Raw genomic sequence first — 17,682 nt, forward strand, 5'->3', positions numbered from 1 at the left:
AATATGTTTGTAGCCAAAGTGATCGGGAATATGATCTGCACACATAAAAATGATAATTTAAGAGGTTTAAAGCTGATGGTAGTTCAACCAGTTGACGACCAATTAGAGGATAAAGGAAAACCACTTGTGGCTATTGATACGATTGGACAGTCCGGTGTGGGGGACCTTGTTTACCTAGCTAAAAGTAAAGAGTCATCCATTCCGCTTGGCAAAGATTTAGTCCCTTCTGATGCAGGAATTATGGGAAATATTGAGTATTACAATGTGGAAAAGAGAACGGAGGAATAATAGATGAGCAATGCTTTAGGAATGATTGAAACAAAAGGTTTAATAGGTGCAATTGAAGCTGCAGACGCGATGATGAAAGCGGCAAATGTTTCTTTATTAGGAAAAGTTCAAGTTGGCGGCGGTTTGGTAACGGTTATGGTTCGCGGTGATGTTGGTGCGGTTAAAGCAGCAACCGAAGCGGGTGCAGAAGCAGCACAGCGCGTAGGCGAATTTTTATCCGTGCACGTGATCCCACGACCACATTCTGATATTGAAAAAATCCTTCCAGCAGCTAAATAATGAAGCTGGCAAAAGTCGTTGGAAATGTCGTATCAACGATTAAAACGTCTAGTCATCAAAACAAGAAGCTCATGGTTGTCATTCCTGTGGATGCGACTGGAAAAGAGTGCGGTGATGCAATGATTGCCATTGATCATTTTCATGCCGGGGTTGGCGATTATGTTCTTGTTATTGAAGAAGGCGGTTCGGCACGGGAGATTTTAGGTGATCCAGAGGGAGCATTTGATGCCGTGATTGCCGGAATCGTTGACCGAATACATTAATGTGGGGTGAACACGATGCAAATTGAAGCATTGGTTGAACAAATTACCAATCAAATTTTACAACAACTAACCAATAAACAAGAATTAAATGAGGCGAAACCGACTCTTTCTGGAAATGTGAGTTATAAGGAAGGCCCTTCTTCAAATATTATCACAGGTCCAGCTGTTGCCCGTATGATCGACCACACTTTATTAAAGCCTGAAAGCACTAAGGAGCAGATTATTAAGCTCTGTGAAGAAGCAAAAGAGCATCATTTTGCTACGGTATGTGTCAATCCCTATTGGGTTTCAACTGCTGCTGCTGAATTGAAAGGATCTGGTGTGGGAGTCACAACAGTTGTCGGTTTCCCACTCGGCGCGACAAGTACGTTTGTTAAAATTGCCGAAACCCGTGATGCAATAGCAAATGGAGCAACGGAAATCGACATGGTCATCAATATTGGTGCACTTAAATCAGGTGATTTTGATGCGGTGAAAAAGGATATTGAAGGTGTTGTTCAAGCCGCTAAAGGCCATGCTCCTGTAAAAGTAATTATTGAAACTGGCCTTCTTGAAACAGAAGAGAAGAAAAAAGCTTGTCTTCTTGCAAAAATGGCGGGGGCAGACTTTGTTAAAACTTCTACAGGCTTCGGGCCTGGTTGTGCAACAGCTGAAGATATTAAGCTGATGCGCGAAACAGTGGGCCCGGAAATGGGTGTGAAGGCTTCCGCATGTGTAAGGGATTTAGATACGGCGAGAAAGCTGATCCAGGCTGGCGCAACAAGAATTGGTGCTAGCTCTAGTATTGCAATTATTACGGGTGGTAAAGGTACTGGGTATTAATATTGAATGAGTTTCTCCTAAACTGGGTTTAGGAGGAGCTCTAATCCTATTTTTGTAGAATTGTAATCGCTTACATATCTTAAGGAGATGAAGTGAATGAACCCTATTGGCCAGCAGCTACGGAAAATAAGAGTAAATCGTGAGATGGAAAGGGAAAAGCTTGCTTTACTGGCAGGAATTAGCGTTGAAACAATTGCTGCGATTGAAGAAGGGGAAATGGATGTTCAAGTTTCAGCTTTATATAAGCTATCGGACGCGTTAAATTGTACATTTGCGATCGGGGATGTGTCGATTTAATCGGTTGATGTGGGCTCTTGGTTTAGACCAAGGGCTTTTTTTATATTGGCAAATAAATAGGTTAAAGTGGAAAATAAATTTATATTTTACAACTTTTTCAGACCACTAGTTTAAAATAAACAAGTATAATATCCTCATCGGAGGTTCTATATGAATAAAAACAATTTTACAAAAACAGCCATTATTATCGGTGGAGGAATGGCGGGTAAACTCATTGCCGCAGCCATTTCCCCTTATTTTAGCAAGGTACATATATTTGAAAAGGATAATAAACCACTCCAGGAAAAAGAGATTCGTCCTGGTGTCTCTCAAGCGAATCACATCCATGCATTGCTCCATGCAGGTGACCAAGCACTAGAGACATTGTTTCCAGGATTCAAAGAGGATATGGTGGCACTGGGCTCGGTTAAAATTGATTCCATCAATGACCTAGCATGGTTTCACCATGGTGTTTGGAAGCAGCGCTATAGCACTGAATTAACGACACTTCTTCAGACAAGACCATTGTTAGAGACATATGTAGAAAAAAGAGTAAAACAACTTAAAAATATTACCTATACATACGGTGTTAAAGTAGAAAACTATTTGATACAAAACCAACGGGTTTGCGGAGTTTGTATAAAACAAGAACCGTTCACTGCCGACCTTGTCATTGATACAAGTGGTGCAAGTTCGTTATCAAAATTATGCATAGAAAAACAGGGTAAGAACGTACCAGAGGAAAAGGTAGAAATCGGTCTCTGCTATGCCACGAGATTATATGAATTGCCGCAACGCGATCGAGATTTCAAAATAAAACTCATTTATCCCAATCCTCCTGAACAAATGTTGGGGGGGACACTTTCTATGATTGAGAATCAAAAATATATTGTTACCCTAATAGGATATTTGAATTCTATTGATCCCGCAGAAATAAGAACTGAAGAAGGCTTTTCGCAATATGCAAAAAAATTACCTTTACCAGATTTTGCACAAGAATTAGAAGGCGGGAAATCCTTAACTGAAACAAAAATCTATCAAATTCCTCACATTGTCTGGAGACGCTTTGACCAAATACAACTACCGGAAGGACTGCTAGTTGCCGGTGACTCATTTTGCCGGGTTGACCCGGTATTTGGCCAGGGGATGAGTGTCGCTGCATTGGAAGCACTTGCAATCAGGGAGTTTTTCGCTTCAACTCCACCACATATGAACCTAAATAAATTGCAGAAGAAATTAGCAAAAATTGTTGCCCCAGTCTGGTCCATGGTTCTTTGCGAAGATTTCCGATACGAAGCAGTCAAAGGAAAAAGACCTTTTGGATTGAAGTTTCAGCAGTGGTATGTAAAACAAATCTTTCTACTTTCCGCAAAAAACAGAAAAATTTACGATGAATTTATTAAGGTAATGAACTTAGTTAGTCCACCAACCATCCTTTTTAAGCCCTACATCCTCAAGGAAGTTTTTAAAAGAAAAGGATAAATTGAAATTTCCGAAAAATATCTTGACAAAATACGGTTTCATTTGGATAATATCTAGTAAATCTTGAAATCGGAAAAGTATGGGACTAGTAAATCTTTGGAACGTGTTAGAGAGTGAAACCCGCTGGCTGAAAGGTTTCTCACGGAAAGAGGATCGAACCTGCCCTAGTAGGCTGCTTATGCAAACATAAGCCGTTTCCCTCGTTACGGGGTTAAAGTTGGGTGCATGGCACCAATAAAGGTGGTACCGCGGAAACGATTCTTCCGTCCTTTTCTAAGGGCAGAAGAATCGTTTTTTTATTTTAGGCTGTGTTAAAGGACAATGTTGATTTTGAACAGCGTTGATTGGAGCGGAAGGCACGAAGACTCCAGTGGGAGTACGGGACAGGGGAGACCCCGCAGGAGCGTAGCGACGAGGAGGCTCCCCGAACCGCCCACGGAAAGCGAAGTGCCTGTAGCGGAGATCAACAACTAAGTTTAACAGAGCCTTATTTTAAAAAGGAAAGGTCGAACAGATATGAAAAAACAACTCGTTGTTGTGAAAATTGGGAGCAGTTCGCTTACAGATGCGTCCGGAGCCATTTCTAAAGAAAAAATGTCCGATCATGTCCAAGCACTGGCCTTTTTAAAAAAACAAGGCCATGACGTGATTCTGATTTCATCCGGTGCAGTTGCAGCAGGATTTTCATCGCTCGGATATCCCGTCCGCCCGAAAAATACAGCTGGAAAACAGGCTTCTGCCGCTGTCGGTCAAGGGTTATTAATGCAGCATTATCATTTACTGTTTCAAGAGTTTCAGATAACACCCGCACAAATTCTTATTACCCGTGAAGATTTTTACAGCCAAGAACGTTTCCATAATCTTTTTTCAACCATACATGAATTACTGCAAAGAGGAGCAGTTCCAATTATCAATGAGAACGATTCAGTTTCCATTGAGGAATTAACCTTTGGAGACAATGACATGTTGTCAGCACTGGTCAGTGGATTTTTACATGCAAATGCTTTAATGATCTTAACCGATGTGGATGGGCTTTACGATGGCAATCCGAAACAATCTAAGGATGCAAAAAAATACCATTTCATTGCCGAAGTCTCCGCTGAACTGCTTGGGGTAGCAGGAGACTCTGGATCATCGGTTGGAACCGGCGGAATGAAATCTAAGCTGCTCGCTGCGAAAAAAGCTTTATCGCTCGGGGTCAGTGTCTTTGTCGGCACTGGCAAAGGCAAAGAGAAACTTGTAGATATTTTAGCAGGTAAAGGCGATGGAACCTATATTGGAGGCCGGTTCCATACACAAATGCAAATGCGAAAACAATGGATTGCCTATCATTCTCAAGTCAAAGGTACTATTGAAATCGATGAAGGAGCGGAAAAAGCAATTCTATTGCATGGGAAAAGCCTTCTGCCGGTAGGAGTAACAAAGGTCGTCGGGGAATTTAACCCCTTTGACGTTGTCATTGTTCGAAACCCTAAAGGTCAAATCGTTGGCAAAGGACAAATCTATTATTCTTCAGAAGTTTTACAAAAAGTAAAAGGCTTATCAGGAGATTATTCCAAAAGTTTTTCCATTAATAAGCGGGCAGAAGTCATCCATCGCGATAATTGGGTGGCGATTATAAAGGAGGAAATAGAACGATGAATGAACTAATCGAAAAAGCAATCAAACTTAAAAACGCTGCGAAAACCTTAGGAGGATTGTCGACTGAAGATAAAAACGATGCCTTGGCAAGAATGGCTGACTTTTTAACAAACGAAAAAGAGTTCATTTTGGCAGAAAACTCGAAGGATATAGAGAAAGGTCGTAAAAATGGATTAACTGAATCCTTATTAGATCGTTTGCTTTTAACTGAAGAACGAATCGATGGAATTGTTGGAGGAATTCATCAGTTGCTAGACTTAGAGGATCCGATTGGGGAAACGATTGAATCATGGGATCGTCCGAACGGCTTACAGATTCAAACCGTTCGGGTACCCCTAGGTGTCGTGGGAATGGTATATGAAGCAAGACCGAATGTTACGGTAGATGCTGGAAGTCTTTGTTTAAAGGCTGGAAATGCTGTTTTATTAAGGGGAAGCTCTTCGGCACTTTATTCTAATAAGGCTTTGGTTAATGTCATGCAAAAGGCCCTTGACGGTTCAAAAATTCCGGCAGATGCGGTTCAATTATTAGAGGATACTAGCCGGGAAACGGCTGCGCAAATGTTTAAGTTAAATCAATACTTGGATGTTCTTATACCACGAGGTGGAGCTGGGTTAATTCAATCGGTCATTCAAAATGCTACTGTGCCAGTGCTTGAAACGGGAGTAGGCAATTGTCATGTGTTTGTGGATGAAACTGCCCAGAAAAACATGGCGATTGAGATTGCAGTAAATGCGAAACTGCACCGCCCTTCTGTTTGTAATGCGGCGGAGTCGTTGGTAATTCACGAAAAATGGCCTTATATTTCTGAACTTTTGAACGTACTACATGAAAAGGGTGTTGAGTTAAGAGGCGAGGGGCGGTTATCTGGGGAATATCCGTTTGTTATGGGTGCTTCCGAAGAGGACTGGGGCACAGAATTTTTAGCACCTGTATTATCTGTAAAATTGGTCAAAGATGTGCAGGAAGCTATTGACCATATTGATCAATATGGAACGAAGCACTCGGAAGCGATCATCAGTGAAAACACTGAAAATGTTGGATTATTTTTCAAGCAAGTGGATGCAGCTGTTTTGTACCATAATGCTTCGACTCGTTTTACAGACGGGGAACAGTTTGGCTATGGCGCGGAAATTGGGATTAGCACACAAAAACTGCATGCACGCGGACCGATGGGATTGAAGGCGATTACGACAACCAAAGCATTGGTGCTTGGAACGGGACAGATTCGGGTGTGAATTTTTCGATTCGCAAATAAACTTGAGTGATTCGCAAATAAATAGCCCAGTTTCGCAAATAAAGTAGTTTGATTCGCAAATAATCCGCTCCAATTCGATAATAGAGTGTAATTTCACCCAAAATCCAATTCCCAGCATACCTGCAACTAGTTGAAACTAACAAAATTTGCTATAATCAATACAAACATACATTCCCTAATCAGTAAGCTGGTGATTTTTTGTCGTATGAAGTTCAAATTTCAGTGCGTTCCTTAGTCGAATACGTTTTTAGCAGCGGCAGTATCGATAACCGTTTCCGTTCCCAATCCACGCTTCTGGATGGAACACGAGCTCATCAAAAAATCCAGAAAACCTATCAAGAGGGAGATCAAAAGGAAGTATACCTGAGTGTGGAAATTCCTTTTGATCACCATATTTTTAAAATTGATGGCAGATGTGATGGACTATTGATCCGCGATGATGAAGTCATTATTGATGAAATCAAGTCTTCCAAACAGCCTTTACAACAAATCGAGGGAGACGGCTATCCTGTCCACTGGGCGCAGGCGAAAATGTATGCCTATATCTATGCAAAAGATCATGACTTAGGGGAAATATCCGTCCAATTAACCTACGTTCATGTTGAAACAGAAGAGAAAAGATATTTTCAAAAGAAGTATACCCTCTCTGATCTCGAAACATTTGTTCGGGAAGTTATAAAAGGCTATGCTCCTTATGCAAAATTCGAGCATGACCATGTAAACAAACGGAATCAAACCAGCAAAGAGATGCCCTTCCCATATGAGACCTATCGGGAAGGGCAGCGAAAATTGGCCGGGGCAGTTTATAAAACGATATCAGAGGGAAAAACGATATTCGTGAATGCCCCCACAGGGATTGGCAAAACCATATCCACTCTTTTCCCAGCCGTAAAGGCAATGGGCGAAGGTCATCTATCAAAAGTCTTTTATCTTACTGCTAAAACAACAACCAAAACAACCGCAGAAGAAGCTCTAGAGCGCATGCGAACGTGCGGAGCTTGTCTCAATTCAGTCACCATTACCGCAAAAGACAAAGTGTGTTTTAAGGATGAAACCAATTGTCAGAAGGAGTATTGCGAATTCGCTAATGGTTATTATGACCGGATCAATGATGCTGTCCTCGATATCCTTACAAATGAACAAGGTCTGAACCGAGAAGTCATTGAATCCTATGCTCGAAAGCATACTGTTTGTCCCTTCGAATTTTCAATTGACCTTTCCTATGCCGTCGATGTGGTGATATGCGATTATAATTACATTTTTGATCCAAGAGTCTCACTTAAACGGCTATATGAAGATCAAAAAAAATCAACAGCACTTTTAATTGATGAGGCACATAATCTAGTGGACCGAGGCCGAGAAATGTTCTCTGCCGCAATCAATAAAGAGGCTTTTCTACTGCTCAAAAAAGAATTCAAAGGATTCGATCAATCCATCTATGAAGCAGCTTCAAAAATAAATTCCGCATTTATTTCGATAAAAAAAGAACATACAGATCAAAACGAGTTTGTTTTGAAGGAACTGGATCCACATCTTTTTGAACAGCTTTCTATTTTTGAAAAAGCTGCTGAGCAGGCTCTTTTACGTTCTGTAGCCAGCCAAACTCTTTTGGAAGCTTATTTTAAGGTTCTGAATTTCTTAAAAATCGTAGACCTCATCGATGAACATTATGTGATTTATGGCGAAAAAAATAGAAATGATCTGACTGTAAAATTATTTTGTATTGATCCATCTAAGCTTCTAAACCAAATGGGAAAAGGATTCCGCTCCAAAATATTCTTTTCTGCAACACTTTCACCGATGGCCTATTACCAAGATATTCTCAGCGGCGCGGAGGGGGATTATAGTCTATTACTTCCATCTCCATTTTCAGCGGAACAGGTCGATGTCTTCATTAAACCGTTGTCGACAAGGTATCGTGACCGTGATCGAACGAATGAGGCGATTGTTTCGATGCTACAATCCTTAATCAAAAAACGCCCAGGGAACTATCTGATTTTTTTTCCATCCTATCAATATATGCTTGCTGTATATGAACGGTTTAAAGATATCAATGAGGAGACAAAAACTCTGCTACAAGAAACAGGGATGTCAGAAGTGGAAAGAGAAGCATTTTTAAAGTCATTCCAACCCCACCAACTGGAAACTTTGATTGGCTTTGCTGTTCTTGGAGGAGTTTTTTCTGAAGGTGTCGATTTAATAGGGGACCGTTTAAATGGTGTAGTGGTTGTTGGTGTAGGGCTGCCGCAGCTTTGTTTCGAGCGAAACCTGATGAAGGAGCACTTTTCTAAGAATGAGAAAAACGGTTATGAATATGCTTATGTATTTCCCGGTATGAATAAGGTCCTGCAGGCTGGCGGGAGGTTGATTCGCTCTGAAGAAGACCATGGAACAATTGTTCTTGTCGATGACCGATTTTTACATCGTCAGTATCAAATGCTTTTACCTAAGGAATGGAGACAATTTACGGTTATTTAATTTAAAAAAGCGGGCAAACCAAATTGGTTTTGCCCGTTAAATGCTTTTTATCAATTGTTTATGAGTAGAAACCGGTGATTTCTTTTTTGAAATATTTCCTAAACGAACCGATACCAGAATGGAAATAATTGCAAGACTGCCAATCATCAAGACAACCCCCATCCAGCCGAAATCACTGTAGAAGATCCCGCTTACGGTTCCACCAATACTTGATCCTGCATAGTAGAAAAATAAATATAAGGAAGCAGCCTGTGCTTTATCGTGAGTTGCCGTCTTGCCAAGCCAGCCGCTTGCTATCGAATGAGCAGCAAAAAAGCCGTAAGTAAAAATAGCGATACCTAAAATTTTCACCCATAAATTGGAGTTTAATGTGATGAAAACCCCAACTAATAAAATCAACAAGGATAACTGTAAAATTTTCCTTTTTCCATGCTGGTCCGCAAGCATTCCCATCCATGTTGAACTAAAGGTTCCGACAATATACACGATAAAAATAAATCCAACCAAGGTTTGACTTAAAGAATACGGCGGTTTGATTAACTGAAATCCGATATAGTTGTATAATGAAACAAAACTTCCCATCAATAAAAAGCCAATTAGAAATAAGTAAAGCAGTCCAGGTTCCTTAAATTGGCTAAACAAGGAGCGAACAAGTGGTTTCATCGCAAACCTTTGTGGCTGAAAATGGGTTGATTGCGGTAAGGTAAATATAAATACAACACTTGCTAATAAACTAATGATTCCAATCCCAATTAACGCCACATGCCAGTTAAAATAATCAGTTAAAATCCCGCTGATGATCCGGCCGGACATGCCGCCAATTGAGTTCCCGCTGATGTATAACCCCATCGCCATGCCTAAGCTTTTCGGTTCGATTTCCTCTCCTAAATAAGCCATCGCCACAGCAGGCAAACCAGCAAGTGAAATTCCTTGAAGGATTCTGCCCAAGAGTAATAGATGAAAATTTGGCGTAAAGGCCGTTAAAAGCGCAAGAATCGATGATAAAACTAAAGAAATTGTCATAACCGATTTGCGCCCAAAAACTTCCGATAATGAACCGGCAATTAAAAGACTAATCGACAACGCAATGGTTGTAGATGAAAGACTTAAACTAGACATGGCCGGTGAAACATGGAATTCCTTTGAGATATCCGGCAGCAGAGGCTGTGTACCCCAAAGGATAGCAAACGTACTAAAACCACCGGCAAATAAAGCTAAATTAACCATTTTAAATGTTCGTGTCCCACGCTGAATATAGCTCATTTTTAATGGATACTCCTTTATTTGGTTTTAAATAAACGTTGTACAAACGGAATAAAACGTTCGACAACAGGGGATTTGTAACAATCTTTTAAATATGCAATTCCTATTTCCCTCTTGCATATAGGGTTATTTACGCGGATAAGTCTGATTTTGCTTTTATCCAATACCTGTAAATCAGGCACTAGAGAAACACCTAATTTTGCACCAACCAATCCGGAAACCGTGCCCACATCCTCTCCTTCAAACACTACATTGGGTGTAAACCCTGCTTTGTGGCATAAATGATGAATAATGGCTTGTAATTCATAGCCATCTTTAAAGGAGATGATCGGTTCGTTTTCAATTATTTTTAAATCTACTTCCTTATGGTCAGCCAACCAGTGATCATTTGAAACAATCAGGAACAAATCCTCGGTTAAAAGCGGCTCGTAAATGAGTTCTTTATCATCGTGTAACTGCATAATGAGCGCGAGGTCCACTTTTCTCGATTTTACTTGATTAATAATTTGCTGATTGGATGCTTGATGTAATTGAAATTTAACATGAGCAAATTCACTTTGATAAGAACTTAATATTTTCGGTATCACACTCGTGCCAAGTGAAGGTAAGAAGGACAATGCAATCGATCCGTAGTCAGGGTGGATTTCATCCCAAATTTCTTGTTTGCCTATTTCAATTTGCTTAATGGATTGCTCCACGCGATTTAAGAACATGTCTCCATAACGATTTAAATATATATTCCTTCCTTTCCGATCAAAAAGCTGAACACCTAATTCTTCTTCAAGATTAGCAATGGATCGACTAAGTGCCGGTTGGGATATGGATAGTAGTTTTGCCGCCTTTGTAAAATGCTGGACCTTTGCTACGGTTTGAAAATAATTGATTTGATCCCATTCCATTTGAAATCCACATCCGTTTTTTTTATTTACTCCTTTATCATACTCCTATTTTTAGATAACTTCTAATTGTTAATATGCATAATACTTATGCATATAAGTTATGATGAATCATGTTTTATGTTTTGGATTATTTGGGTAATGGTTTGATGAGAGGAACAACGAGGGGATGTGCTGGAAAACAAAAATGGCCTGGAAACCAAGCCAATGTGGAGCTAGTATGAGTGATTTATTCTGCTATGAAGGCATAGACAGACAAAGGCTTAATTATTTTTGACTTAATGGTTTCTTCCAACATCTTTACTTCAGATTGAATAAGATTCCTAATTTTTATCGGCATATGATGGAGCTCATGAAGTTCATCATTTAGATCAGTTAATACTTTATTTACCTCCCATGTCCCATCTTGCAAATCCGGCGAATGGATCGTGGTCTCTTTTAAAATTTTCCAACCCGCGCTTTTGACAATCTCCCTAAAATCTTTAGAAGTAAAGAGTGTTCGAACATTCGAATCACTTTCCATTTTATAAGCTTCATATTGCACCTGGATGAGAATAGAAAGGAGGTGAGGGTACTGTTCCATCTCGGTGATTTGTGTATCCCATTCTGCAAACAAAAGACGTTTTCCCCATTTTTTCACTTTTTTTAGGACTGCAGTTAATTCATCGTGAGATTTTAAGTACCAAGAACAATGTGACAATACAATGTAATCAAAGGAATTCTCAGGAAAATCTACATGAGGAGATAGTAAATCGGTATCAAAATCGATTTTAATTTGTTTTCCTAGTTTTGATTTTTTCAAAAACTCAGCGGAATCTCCTAGGGAAATAGGGCTTCCATAACTGGGCGAGCCGATATCAATTCCATGCACCATTCCCTTTTCTCCGACAAAATGGGCTAATACAGCTGTTGTGTCTCCTTGCCCACAGCCTACCTCAAGTATCTTTTTCCCTTCTTCAATCTTCCAGTACTTAGCTAATTGAATACGATGTTTCGTCTGGATTCTTTGAATATCTGACATTTCATTATTTGATGCCATGCATCCGACAATTTTCTCTATTACTTCAATATTCATAAAACACCTCCATGTTCAACTATTCGACAGAGGTATTTTTCTTTCCTTTAAAAAATTTCCCGAGTATTTTCCTGGGAAAGCGCAAGAAATGACAATTCAGGTGAAATAAAATACAAAATAGGACAATTTCAGCATGGAATTTGTCCTGTTTTGGGATACTGTTTTTAAGACCAAATTGGAAAAAGAGAGGAGAATAACAAAATGGAAAAGGTTGAAGTAGGCGAAGTTTTTACGATTGGTGATACAGATGATGAGGAGCAAGAAGTTGAGGTATTGGGCGTTTTAACCATTGAAGGAACGGACTATGTAGCCGTCGGTTTTGTTGAAGACGTGAGGCAGGAAACCGAGGAAGATATCGATATTTTCTTCTTAAAAGTGGATGAGGACGGAGATTTATCAGCCATTGAAAGTGATGAAGAATTTACAAAGGTTTCTTATGCGTTTGAGAAATCTATGGATAAAGAGGATTAAAAAACAAAAAGAGGGGATAAAACCTCTCTTTTTGTTTTTTAAAGTTATGACTTAATCAACAGTACCGGTTTGTTTTATGTTAACCATGACATTTACCTGAACATTTGTGGAAGGATAGAGTGAATTCCATTTTTTTTCGTGAAATCCTCGATTGTGTTCTTTATATTTTGCACCAAAACCTATAGGATCAACACCATAATGTTGAAATTGGCGGATGATTTTTATTGCATTATTTTCTAATTGTCTCTCAATTTCTTTTTGAATTTCCTTTTTATTAATTTTGACCCATTCTTTCCTCGGTGAAGAGAACTCTTGAAGTCTGGTTTTCAATTTCAGATTAATTGTGAATTCTGGTTTACCTTTTCTTGTTATTACTTTGTATTTAGCTTTAGAAGCAAGATTATCAAGAAGCACCCTATCACCGTTTTTTAATATGAATTGGTGCATCCCATGTCTATATTTGTCAACCAAACATTTAAAAATGAATAAATCTTTCCAAAATAAAGGGAAAATATATCGATCATCTTTAAGAATAGCCATTCCAATTATTTTAATATTATCATCATCTTTTTTGATTAAAGGTAAATAGGGATCCTGTCCTTTTTGATAATATTGAAATAAAAAAGTTTGTAAATCAGTTTGAGGTATATTTCCAAATTGCATATTCTGATTTAGCATTTCTTGAATATAGATTGAAATATTTTCATTTTTGAAATTCTTCATTTGCAGCATTTCATGTGGATCGCCATCGACTATTCCAAGCTGCACTAGACTTCCTATAGAAGGATCCCGATTAAAAGTGTCAACGAGATCATTAATTCCTTTTTTTGCTAACGACTTACCGAAAAGTTGTATTCGCATCTGTCCACTTACGATTGGAAAACGTGTTTCGTTACTTATTTTGGTTCTAATTTCTTTACTAGATAACCCAAAGTTGGTTTTAGCTTCCGTGTAGGATTTATCTTTTTTAAAGGTGGAAAATACAAACGTTCCCTTTATTTCATTTTTTTTGGACAGATCATACCCAACACCTTGTGCCATATTGATTTCATTAACAATATAAGTAGGGAGAAAGGAACACCCTGCTAATAAAAAAATCAAAATTACCCATATTACTAATCGATTAACCATTTTGCTTACCCCTTTTTAAGAAAGAAAAGATAATGAGGAGTATTGGGATATACCCATAAAATAACCAAAGATTCATTTGGATTACATATTTATCCAGTAATTCGATAAATAAGTCGTTTGAAAAATGACTAATAATGATAATTAAAAGGCTTATGTAAAGTAAGGTATACTTTTGCTTTATATTAAATATCCTTTTCAACCCTCTGCTTGCACACCATAATAAAAGTGAAAGTAATGCTGTGACAATGAGTAAATATAGTGAGATATATAGGTACTCAAATCTTTCTAAATAAGATAACTTTATTATTTTTGTTAATGATAACTCTGGCCAAATGGTTGTTTTAATCTGATCTTCACTATAAAAGGTAAAGGAAACAATTGAAGAAAGTGTATAAAGCAAAGTAGTAAAAAGTACACCTAAATGAGCAAATTTTTTTGAATTTATTGGTTCTCGGATAAATGGATAATACATTAATAACGTCTCAGTCCCTGCTAATGTATACATTGAACTTTTGATTGAATCGGCCAAATCCCTGAAGGAGTGGTCCAGCACAGGCAGCAAATTTGAAAAATGAGCAATTTTTAATGGGAAAATATATAAAACGATTAATATAATTTGTGGAAAAATAAATGACATAAAAGAGACACCTACAACGACCCGAAAACCTCCAGATACACAATAATACACTAAAATTAAGATTAAAGTAGAAAGTATCCAAGAAGGCATAGTAGGAAACATCCATACTTGAATAATCCTTATAAATGCAAGAATAACGGATAAACTTGCGAGCCAATAATAGAACATAATAATAAAACTAAAAAAATTCCCCGAGAGTTTTCCAAATATACAATGATGTACATCAACAATATCTCCATTTGCCTTTTCCAATAATTTAAACGTCATCCATATAAATAGTTGTACTATGCACCCTGAAACTAATACACCAATCCAAGCATCATAGCCTGCCTTCTCGGCAATGGTCCTTTGGAAACTTAAAATGCCTACACCCACCTGTGAATTATAGACAATAAAAAAGACTAAATAAGGAGATACTTGATGCCTAATACTCACCTGCAATTGGAATACTCCTTTACGATTTATTCATAAAAATCATTCACCGGTTCTGGGTTCTTTTTAGTACCTGTCGATTTTATCTTTTTTTGCGGTCTCAAGTTTATAGGATATCTTTTTTGCATGGAAAAAGGCAGTCTAACCCATAAATCTTGAAACGCAGTAATCCGTATTGGATATTGGCTTAAATAGGGACGTCCTAGTGATGTTAACCTTAATAAATGCAATATTGTAAACTGGAAACCAAAAAACACCCCAAATAAACCGAACCATTGGGCAAGAAAAATAACTGGAAACTTAATAAATCGCACAGTGTTGCTAAATGTATAGACAGGAGATGTATAGGATGATAATGTCCCCAGTCCAACTAATATAAGCAATACATTACTAGTTAGTCCCGCTTCAACCACTGCTTGCCCGATAACGATACCACCGACAACACCAAGGGATTGGCCTATTTTCATTGGTAACCGAATACCTGCCTCTTTTACCATTTCAATCATTATTTCTAAAATAAATGCCTCTAAAAAAGGTGGGAAGGGGACGGAGGCTCTTGATCCAACAAGTGTTTCAAGTAAGCGTGCAGGGATTAATTCATAATGGTAGGTCATGATCGCAACATACATTGGACTTGCGAGCATGGATATGAAAATAGCAACCAGACGTAATAAGCGGAAGAAGTTTCCAATAATCCAAGGGTAACTGTAATCTTCCATGGCAATAAACGATTCCATAAACGTAACTGGAATAATAACCAGATTTGGTGAACCGTCCACTGCAATAATAATCTTTCCTTCTGATAGGCCTGCAGCAACTCTATCTGCTCTTTCAGTGGAAATCGATTGCGGAAACAAGGAATTTGAATTATCTTCAATCATCGAAGAGATATAGGAGCTGTCTTGAATATGATCATACTGAACATCATTTATTCTTTGAATTACCGTGTTTACATTTTCTTGGTCAGCAATTCCATCTATATATAGAACCGCTACTTTTGTTTTGGACAGTTCTCCAACCGTTATTTCCTTGACAAGCAAATTGGGTATCGGTAGTTTTTTTCGAATCAGATTAATATTGGAGTCTAATTCTTCGATAAAAGCCACTTGGGGACCAATAGCAGAAGCTTCCATAATTGGCAAACTAAAATCTCGGAATTTACTGTTGGCAATGTTGATTAATAAACATGCTTTATCATTTTTATTCTTATGAATAGCTATATAACCATTCATAAGGTTTTGAATGATTTCGTCAGAATCTTCTGTATAAATAATCTCTTGGACTGGAATCTTATTTTTTAATTCCTCTAATTCAAATCGATCCTCCAAAAAGGGTAATACATCTTTATGGAGGGTATCTGAAGAAATAAGTGTTCGATAGTATGAGAGCCAAAAAGGATTCGAAGCTTTTAACGAGGTGTGCCCGTGAACAAAGTCATTGGATTTGGATAAACATTCAATCCAGTTTTTATACTCTTTTGGTGTGCCAAACGAATGATTGTTCATAGAAAAATTCCCTCAAAAAATTTTTTATCTTATTATGTGTAAATTGAGGACATTCATGCAAATATGTATAAAATTTTCCTGAGGGGCATAAAAAAGAGAATGAACCAGTAGAACTTAAAATCAAAATAAGATTAAGGGGACTTCCAAAAGAAAGTCCCCGTTCTTAATTATCCAATTGAATGCAAAAGAAAATTTGTTAAAAATAAGAAAGAAATAATAAATATCGGTATTGATAATTGTTTGTGTTTATTTGTAAACAGCTTGACTAACGGATAAGCAATAAATCCAAAAGCAATTCCATCAACGATACTATAGGTTAACGGAATCATCAGGATGATTAAAAAAGCAGGAAATGCTTCTGTAAAATCCGTAAAGTCAATGTTGACAATATTTGTTAACATTAATCCGCCCAGAATAATCAATATTGGTGCGATCGCTGAATTTGGTACCAATTTGATCAAAGGCAGGAAGAAAAGGGACATTAAAATAAGGAAACCTGTTACAACAGAGGTTAAACCCGTTCTTCCACCAGCAGTAATTCCAGCAGCCGATTCAACCGTTGAAACCGGAGGGCTGGTACCTAAAAGTCCGCACAAAATTGCAGAAATGGAAACTGCACGCAATGCTTTACCATTTTTCTCAGGTGCCTTAAGCATCCCATCCACTTGGGAATGCAGGATTCCTATGTTCTCAAATACTAACACTAATGTAAGTGAGAAGGTTGCAGTCCAAAATGGGATCGTGGCAATTTTTCCAAAGTCAAAGCTCAAAAATACATTTCGATAATCGACTAATGAAATGAATCCTTTGTCCATATGTGAAAAATCAATCACACCTAAAAAATAGGATGTTAGTGTACCTAAAATGATACTAATTAAAAAATTCCCCGGAACCTTTTTTAAAAATAAAAACAAGGTAATCACTAGATTAATAATAGAAGCTAGCACTATCGGAGACGATAAGTCACCTAAAGCCACGAAATTATTCGGGTTCTCTACTATAAGGCCGCTTTTTTGAAGGCCGATAAAAGCGATAAACAAGCCAATTCCTACAGTGATAGCTTCCTTTAATGATGATGGAATCGATTTTGAAATAATCGAAGCTAATTTGGAAAAAGCGATAATCGCAAATAACACTCCGGAAACAACAACCGCTCCTAAAGCTTCCTGATAACTTAATCCCATCGATCCAACAAAGGTATACGTAAATAAGGCATTAATGCCCATTCCGGGAACAATCATTAATGGTGCATTTGGAACAAAGGCTGCGAGCAAGCATCCCACAAGCGAGGCAAATATGGTTGCAATGATTCCTGCTTCGAGCGGCATTCCTGAGTCATGCAAAATATGTCCATTTACTGCAATAATATAGACGATGGAAAAAAATGATGTAAACCCTGCCATAACCTCCTTTTTCAAATTTGTTTTGTGTTCTTTAAGCTTGAAAACTCCCTTCATTATTTATCACACTTTCGTATTCTCCCTC

Annotated in this window: 17 protein-coding genes; 10 read left to right on the top strand and 7 right to left on the bottom strand. The window is 38.1% G+C overall.

What is annotated here, in order from left to right; translation table 11 throughout:
• Nucleotides 1–3 precede the first annotated feature (3 nt).
• The 9 genes from E2K98_RS14465 to E2K98_RS14505 all read left to right on the top strand — a co-directional run bounded on the left by E2K98_RS14465 (nt 4) and on the right by E2K98_RS14505 (nt 8,787).
• Nucleotides 4–288, top strand: a complete 285-nt coding sequence (locus E2K98_RS14465) for a EutN/CcmL family microcompartment protein (RefSeq protein ID WP_133335231.1) — start codon at nt 4–6, stop codon at nt 286–288.
• Between the two features lie 3 nt (nt 289–291).
• Nucleotides 292–567: a BMC domain-containing protein gene (locus tag E2K98_RS14470; protein WP_133335233.1), complete on the top strand. Its 276-nt coding sequence runs from the start codon at nt 292–294 to the stop codon at nt 565–567.
• Entirely contained in the window at nt 567–830 is a 264-nt protein-coding gene (locus tag E2K98_RS14475) for a EutN/CcmL family microcompartment protein (RefSeq protein ID WP_133335235.1), read from the top strand. Before E2K98_RS14470 ends, E2K98_RS14475 begins: the two co-directional genes overlap by 1 nt.
• 174 nt (nt 831–1,004) lie before the next feature.
• On the top strand, nt 1,005–1,652 hold the full coding sequence (gene deoC, locus E2K98_RS14480) for a deoxyribose-phosphate aldolase (RefSeq protein WP_133335583.1): 648 nt from the start codon (nt 1,005–1,007) through the stop codon (nt 1,650–1,652).
• A gap of 96 nt (nt 1,653–1,748) precedes the next feature.
• Nucleotides 1,749–1,949: a helix-turn-helix domain-containing protein gene (locus tag E2K98_RS14485; protein WP_133335237.1), complete on the top strand. Its 201-nt coding sequence runs from the start codon at nt 1,749–1,751 to the stop codon at nt 1,947–1,949.
• A gap of 150 nt (nt 1,950–2,099) precedes the next feature.
• Nucleotides 2,100–3,410: an FAD-dependent oxidoreductase gene (locus tag E2K98_RS14490; protein WP_133335239.1), complete on the top strand. Its 1,311-nt coding sequence runs from the start codon at nt 2,100–2,102 to the stop codon at nt 3,408–3,410.
• A gap of 516 nt (nt 3,411–3,926) precedes the next feature.
• A complete protein-coding gene (gene proB / locus E2K98_RS14495; RefSeq protein ID WP_133335241.1) occupies nt 3,927–5,051 on the top strand; it encodes a glutamate 5-kinase in 1,125 nt (374 codons plus the stop codon).
• Nucleotides 5,048–6,289, top strand: coding sequence for a glutamate-5-semialdehyde dehydrogenase (locus tag E2K98_RS14500; RefSeq protein WP_133335243.1), 1,242 nt, complete (start codon nt 5,048–5,050; stop codon nt 6,287–6,289). The genes proB and E2K98_RS14500 overlap by 4 nt, the downstream gene beginning before the upstream one ends.
• 218 nt (nt 6,290–6,507) lie before the next feature.
• The gene (locus E2K98_RS14505; protein WP_133335245.1) at nt 6,508–8,787 is read left to right on the top strand and encodes a helicase C-terminal domain-containing protein; all 2,280 of its coding nucleotides are present in this window, start codon (nt 6,508–6,510) and stop codon (nt 8,785–8,787) included.
• A 36-nt stretch (nt 8,788–8,823) separates the two neighbouring features.
• On the opposite strand, the gene E2K98_RS14510 is transcribed toward E2K98_RS14505, so the two are convergent.
• The 3 genes from E2K98_RS14510 to E2K98_RS14520 form a co-directional block, all read right to left on the bottom strand.
• Nucleotides 8,824–10,050 carry an MFS transporter gene (locus E2K98_RS14510; RefSeq protein ID WP_133335247.1) on the bottom strand — a complete coding sequence of 409 codons (1,227 nt, stop codon included), beginning with the start codon at nt 10,048–10,050 and terminating at the stop codon, nt 8,824–8,826.
• 17 nt (nt 10,051–10,067) lie between these two features.
• Nucleotides 10,068–10,949, bottom strand: a complete 882-nt coding sequence (locus E2K98_RS14515; protein WP_133335249.1) for a LysR family transcriptional regulator — start codon at nt 10,947–10,949, stop codon at nt 10,068–10,070.
• Between the two features lie 226 nt (nt 10,950–11,175).
• Nucleotides 11,176–12,021: a class I SAM-dependent methyltransferase gene (locus E2K98_RS14520; RefSeq protein WP_133335251.1), complete on the bottom strand. Its 846-nt coding sequence runs from the start codon at nt 12,019–12,021 to the stop codon at nt 11,176–11,178.
• A gap of 201 nt (nt 12,022–12,222) precedes the next feature.
• On the opposite strand from E2K98_RS14520, the gene E2K98_RS14525 reads away from it, so the two are divergent.
• Nucleotides 12,223–12,492, top strand: a complete 270-nt coding sequence (locus E2K98_RS14525; RefSeq protein ID WP_133335253.1) for a DUF1292 domain-containing protein — start codon at nt 12,223–12,225, stop codon at nt 12,490–12,492.
• Nucleotides 12,493–12,543: 51 nt separating this feature from the next.
• Here E2K98_RS14525 and E2K98_RS14530 read toward each other — a convergent pair whose 3' ends face one another.
• The 4 genes from E2K98_RS14530 to E2K98_RS14545 form a co-directional block, all read right to left on the bottom strand.
• On the bottom strand, nt 12,544–13,623 hold the full coding sequence (locus E2K98_RS14530) for a Ger(x)C family spore germination protein (RefSeq protein ID WP_133335255.1): 1,080 nt from the start codon (nt 13,621–13,623) through the stop codon (nt 12,544–12,546).
• Complete coding sequence (locus tag E2K98_RS14535) at nt 13,616–14,695, bottom strand: GerAB/ArcD/ProY family transporter (RefSeq protein WP_235824823.1); 1,080 nt, start codon at nt 14,693–14,695, stop codon at nt 13,616–13,618. The genes E2K98_RS14530 and E2K98_RS14535 overlap by 8 nt, the downstream gene beginning before the upstream one ends.
• 26 nt (nt 14,696–14,721) lie before the next feature.
• On the bottom strand, nt 14,722–16,197 hold the full coding sequence (locus E2K98_RS14540) for a spore germination protein (RefSeq protein WP_133335259.1): 1,476 nt from the start codon (nt 16,195–16,197) through the stop codon (nt 14,722–14,724).
• A gap of 167 nt (nt 16,198–16,364) precedes the next feature.
• Nucleotides 16,365–17,654, bottom strand: a complete 1,290-nt coding sequence (locus tag E2K98_RS14545) for an NCS2 family permease (RefSeq protein ID WP_133335261.1) — start codon at nt 17,652–17,654, stop codon at nt 16,365–16,367.
• Nucleotides 17,655–17,682: the final 28 nt, after the last annotated feature.

The organism is Bacillus salipaludis (assembly GCF_004358205.1).

Excerpts from the sequence above, each read along its gene's own strand:
- E2K98_RS14465 (WP_133335231.1), top strand. The coding sequence starts at position 4 with ATGTTTGTAGCCAAAGTGATCGGGAATATGATCTGCACACATAAAAAT.
- E2K98_RS14510 (WP_133335247.1), bottom strand. The coding sequence starts at position 10,050 with ATGAGCTATATTCAGCGTGGGACACGAACATTTAAAATGGTTAATTTA.
- deoC (WP_133335583.1), top strand. The coding sequence starts at position 1,005 with ATGATCGACCACACTTTATTAAAGCCTGAAAGCACTAAGGAGCAGATT.
- proB (WP_133335241.1), top strand. The coding sequence starts at position 3,927 with ATGAAAAAACAACTCGTTGTTGTGAAAATTGGGAGCAGTTCGCTTACA.
- E2K98_RS14470 (WP_133335233.1), top strand. The coding sequence starts at position 292 with ATGAGCAATGCTTTAGGAATGATTGAAACAAAAGGTTTAATAGGTGCA.
- E2K98_RS14490 (WP_133335239.1), top strand. The coding sequence starts at position 2,100 with ATGAATAAAAACAATTTTACAAAAACAGCCATTATTATCGGTGGAGGA.
- E2K98_RS14540 (WP_133335259.1), bottom strand. The coding sequence starts at position 16,197 with ATGAACAATCATTCGTTTGGCACACCAAAAGAGTATAAAAACTGGATT.
- E2K98_RS14530 (WP_133335255.1), bottom strand. The coding sequence starts at position 13,623 with ATGGTTAATCGATTAGTAATATGGGTAATTTTGATTTTTTTATTAGCA.
- E2K98_RS14500 (WP_133335243.1), top strand. The coding sequence starts at position 5,048 with ATGAATGAACTAATCGAAAAAGCAATCAAACTTAAAAACGCTGCGAAA.
- E2K98_RS14520 (WP_133335251.1), bottom strand. The coding sequence starts at position 12,021 with ATGAATATTGAAGTAATAGAGAAAATTGTCGGATGCATGGCATCAAAT.
- E2K98_RS14525 (WP_133335253.1), top strand. The coding sequence starts at position 12,223 with ATGGAAAAGGTTGAAGTAGGCGAAGTTTTTACGATTGGTGATACAGAT.
- E2K98_RS14475 (WP_133335235.1), top strand. The coding sequence starts at position 567 with ATGAAGCTGGCAAAAGTCGTTGGAAATGTCGTATCAACGATTAAAACG.
- E2K98_RS14515 (WP_133335249.1), bottom strand. The coding sequence starts at position 10,949 with ATGGAATGGGATCAAATCAATTATTTTCAAACCGTAGCAAAGGTCCAG.
- E2K98_RS14485 (WP_133335237.1), top strand. The coding sequence starts at position 1,749 with ATGAACCCTATTGGCCAGCAGCTACGGAAAATAAGAGTAAATCGTGAG.
- E2K98_RS14545 (WP_133335261.1), bottom strand. The coding sequence starts at position 17,654 with ATGAAGGGAGTTTTCAAGCTTAAAGAACACAAAACAAATTTGAAAAAG.